Annotated in this window: 5 protein-coding genes; 2 read left to right on the top strand and 3 right to left on the bottom strand. The window is 65.4% G+C overall.

Features of this window, described 5'->3' with window-relative positions:
* Together B3873_RS01145 and B3873_RS01140 are read right to left on the bottom strand one after the other, a co-directional pair.
* A partial coding sequence (locus B3873_RS01145; protein WP_286863636.1) for a YbfB/YjiJ family MFS transporter occupies positions 1-1172 on the bottom strand: 1172 nt, incomplete at its 3' end.
* 74 nt (positions 1173-1246) lie between these two features.
* Positions 1247-1846, bottom strand: a complete 600-nt coding sequence (locus B3873_RS01140; RefSeq protein WP_286863634.1) for an HD-GYP domain-containing protein — start codon at positions 1844-1846, stop codon at positions 1247-1249.
* Between the two features lie 268 nt (positions 1847-2114).
* Here B3873_RS01140 and B3873_RS01135 point away from each other — a divergent pair, with 268 nt between their 5' ends.
* Entirely contained in the window at positions 2115-3275 is a 1161-nt protein-coding gene (locus tag B3873_RS01135; RefSeq protein ID WP_039790208.1) for an MFS transporter, read from the top strand.
* 48 nt (positions 3276-3323) lie between these two features.
* Positions 3324-4019, top strand: a complete 696-nt coding sequence (locus tag B3873_RS01130) for an alpha/beta fold hydrolase (protein WP_286863633.1) — start codon at positions 3324-3326, stop codon at positions 4017-4019.
* Positions 4020-4071: 52 nt separating this feature from the next.
* On the opposite strand, the gene B3873_RS01125 is transcribed toward B3873_RS01130, so the two are convergent.
* Positions 4072-4291 (bottom strand): hypothetical protein (locus B3873_RS01125; RefSeq protein ID WP_286863631.1); only part of this gene is annotated, 220 nt, incomplete at its 5' end.

Raw genomic sequence — 4291 nt, 5'->3', positions numbered from 1 at the left:
CCCGCCGGCAGCATCAGTGCAGAAACCGTCAAGCCGCGTTGCAGGCCGCCGGCACCATCGGCGATCCATCCGACGATGGACGGGCCGATGATCTGCCCCACGGCAAAGATGATGGTGAAGGCACTGATGCCGGCCGGCCAATCGGATGGCGGCAGGTTGTGACGCACCATGGCGGTGGTCGACGCCACGGCTGACAGGAAGCAGCCGCCAAACAGCAGCCCTGAGGCAAACACCGCCACCGGCGCGGCCGTCGTGGCCGGCAGCAGCGTGGCCAGGCACAGCAGGCCGTTGAGGATGGCCAGCGATTGTCCGCCCCGGAAGCGGTCCAGCATGCGCGCCCAGATGCGTGAAGACGCAAAGGTCGCCGCGCCCAGCAGCGCAAAGAACAGCGTGATGCGCGCCGGTGCCATCCCTTCTTCCTTCAGCAAGGCGATGACGAAGGTCATGTAGCCGATGTACCCGAGACCGAAGAATAAATAACCGGTCAGCCCGAACAACAAACTGCGCGGACGCCAGGCCCCGCCTCCTGCCGCCTGCGCCGGCGAGGTCGGCATCAGCCGCGCGGGCAGCGTCATGACCAGGCTGGCCACCAGCGCCAGCACGCCCAGCAGGATCCACGCCCATTGCCACGGATGGGGCGCACCGCGGGCGGCTGCGGCCTCCATTACCGGTGGCACCAGCAGCGAGGCGGCCACGATGCCGATCCCGGTACCGCCGTAATACAAGCCCAGCAGCAGGCCGGCGCGCTGCGCATGCAAGGCCGCCAGCCGGCTCACCAGCAATCCGCCCGAGACGAAGATGAGCGCACTGGTCACACCCGTTACTATCCGCAGCAGCAATTGCAGCAGCGTGTCCGTGGTCAGCGCCGGCAGGAAGGACAGCAGGGCGGTGGCGAAGGCCCCCGCGATCAGCACGCGGTGCGCCTGATAGCGGCGCATCAGGCGCGGCGTCAGCAGCGCGCCCAGCAGATAGCCCAGGGCATTGCCGGTATTCATGCCGCCGGCGATGAGGTAAGGCCAGCCGAGGTCGCTGCGCATCGGCGCCAGCAGCAGGGCATAGGAGAAACGCGCCACCCCCAGCGCCACGGCCGTGCCCAGCGACAGGGCCAGGGCGGTCAGGATGGGATGGCGCAGGATGAAAGGCGAGGGCGCATGCGCGGCGTGCGGGGGCATGGAATGGCGTCTCCTGGCGGTCTTGTTGTGGTGTGGTGCCAGTGTAGCCGAAGCGGTCAAACTGCTGCGCCGGGCTAGTTGGTGACCGGCCGCCAGTTCTGTTGCTGCACCACATGCAGACAGGCATCCACCACCACGGGATCGAGGCGCGTCCCGCTCTGGCGCTGGATTTCTTCCAGGGCCACCGCCATGCCCAGCGACTTGCGGTAGGGCCGGTCGGCCGACATCGACTCAACGATGTCAGCCACGGTCAGGATGCGCGCCTCCAGCGGCAGCGCATCGCCGCCGATGCCGCGCGGATAGCCGCTGCCGTCGAGGTACTCATGATGGCACCAGACGATCTCGGCCAGGTTGAAGGGGAAGCTGATCTTGTTGAGAATCTCGTAACCGAACTGCACGTGGGTCTTGAGCACGCCGTATTCGTCAGCGGTAATGCGGCCGGGTTTGGTGAGCAAATCGAGCGGTATCCTGGCCTTGCCGATGTCGTGTACCTGGGCGGCCATGTGCAGCACGTCAATGCGCTCGGCCGGCAGGGCCAGATGACGGCCGATCATCACCGCCAGCTCGGCGGTCTGGTCCTCGTGATTGGGCGTATAGCCGTCAGTGAGCCGATGCAGGGCGATCAGTGCATCGATGACTTCCTGGTAGATCTTGTTCGGTTCTGAAACTGGCATTCCTGTCCCTGCGTGATTGCAGCCGCTGGCAGCGTGCACGGTCGCTCAGAGGTGTTGCTTGATGAATAGTTGGAAGGCGATGCGCCTGCCGTGAACCTTTGCAGGTCCCTTTGTCTCTGATTGAGCCCCCTTGAAGGAAGCCCCGGCCCGCTGGTCCGACGACGCATGTGCATGCGTTTTCCCGGTTGTCGGATAATAGCGGCCTGCAATATTGAAACTCATTTCAGGAAAGAAATGATTCTGCGCAGTTTACATTCCTGACTGATCGATGACAACCAAGCTGTCCACTTCCCGCCCGTCTTCTCCCTTGCGCCTGATCTGGCGCAAGTTGGCCATCCCGCTGTTCTTCCTGCTGCTGGGCGTGGTCTTTGCCACTTGGGCCGCACGCATTCCCGCCATCCGGGACCATCTGCAGCTCGATGCGGCCACGCTGGCGCTGGTGCTGCTGTGTGGCGGCATCGGTGCGGTCGGCTCGTTCCCGCTGGCCGCGTGGATCACCGGCCATTACGGCGCGCGCCACAGCACGCTCTACGCGGGGCTGGCCCTGCTGGTGTCGCTGCCCTTGCTGGGACTGGCGCCGAACGTGGCCTCGCTCATGCTGATCTGCACGCTCTATGGTGCCGCTTCCAGCTGCTTCGACGTGGCCATCAATGCGCTGGGCGCACAGGCCGAACGGGATGCAGGGCGGCCCATCATGTCCATGCTGCATGGCTGGTTCTGCGTGGGCACCTTTTCAGGTGCGCTCGCCGCCAGTGCCGTGGCGGGCATGGGCATCGCACCGATCTGGCACTTCCTGCTGGTGGCCGCGCTGTTCCTCTATCCGCTCTACGCCTGCTATGAAGCATTGCCCGATGACCGCCCCGAGCATGACCCCGCACGCAAGCTCTTCGTACTGCCGCACGGACATCTGGTGGTGCTGGGCGTGATCGCCTTCTGCGGTGCCATCGTCGAAGGCTCGGTGGCGGACTGGAGTGGTATCTACATGAAGGATCATATCGGTGCCAGCGATGGTGCCACACCCCTGGCCTATGCTGCCTTCGCCGGGATGATGCTCATCATGCGCATGATCGGCGACCGTCTCAAGGCCCGCTATGACGCGCGCCGCGTGGTGTGGGTCGGCACGCTCATCGCGAGCTTGGGCATCGCCCTGGCCGTGGCGGCACCCGGCATGACGCTGGCCATTCTTGGCTTTGCCATTGCGGGTACCGGCGTGGCCGCGGTCTTCCCGTTCGTCTTCAGTGCCGCCGGGCGGCATGGTTCCAGCGCCCTGGCGGCGGTGGCCACGCTGGGCTACAGCGGCAGCCTGATCGGCCCGCCGGTGTTCGGCTTCCTCGCCCATGGCTGGGGATTGCAGGCTGCACTGGCCTTGCTGGGCGTCTTGTGCCTGGCCATGGCCGGGTCCAGCCGCCGCGCGCAGTGGCTGCAGTAAGGCCTCCGCTTTTCACTTCTACTACCTCTGATGCAAGGAAAAAATACGATGCGCAATCTGGTCCTGCTGCCGGGCTTCATGCTCAATGCCCACCTGTGGGATGACATGCAGGCCGATCTGTCCACGCTGGGTGCACTGACCTTCGGCGACCTGGGCCAGGATATCGGCATCCAGGCCATGGCCGACGCCGTGCTGCGCCAGGCGCCGGAGCGCTTCGTGCTGTTCGGATTTTCGATGGGCGGCTTCGTGGCACAAGCCATTGCGCTCAAGGCACCGGAGCGCGTGCTGGGCATGGGTTTGCTCAATACCTCATCGCGCCCGCAGACCGAGCGCGAATCGGCGGGCACGCTGGCGCAAATCGAACTGGCCCGGCGCACCCCCTTCAAGGGACTGACATCGCGTGCGCTGGCCTCTTCGCTGCACCCGGCGCGCAGCACCGATCGCGGCCTGCTGGACCGGCTGCAGGCCATGGCCCTGGCCAATGGCAAGGACGTGTTCCTGCGGCAGTTGCAGACCCTGCGCGACAGCAACGCCGAGGATCTGCAACGGCTGCAATGCCCGGTACTCATCGTCAGCAGTGACGAAGACAAGCTGCGCAGTGTGGAGGAATCGGAAGAGATGGCGCGCCAGATACCGCACTCGCGCCTGGAGATCATCGGCGACTGCGGTCACATGACGCCGATGGAAAAGCCGCAGGAATTGTTCAGGATCATCTCTGACTGGATCGTGCAATCCGGTCTGTGACGCCTGCGCGTCGGCCAGTCCGGGGCCGGCGCGGCAGGACTTGAAGCGAGCCTCAGCCCTCGTCGCGCTCTTTGCGGGGCGCTTCGGCCGAGCGGCTGCCGGGCCGTTTGTTCATTTCATCCAGTCCGCCCGTGCCGCGCAGGTCGGTATCGACCTGGCCCTTGCGGATATCGTCATACGCCTGGCGAATCTCGGGGCGCTCGACGGCATGGCCGCTGTTGGCGGCATCCTGGCGGTCTGCATGCTGGTCATGCTCATGCGGCAGGCGCGGC

The sequence above is a fragment of the Herbaspirillum sp. UBA812 genome, assembly GCF_002296545.1.
Lineage (GTDB): Bacteria > Pseudomonadota > Gammaproteobacteria > Burkholderiales > Burkholderiaceae_D > Herbaspirillum > Herbaspirillum huttiense.
Note: the sequence above shows the minus strand (reverse complement) of the source record. Positions and strands in the feature narration are given on the sequence as shown.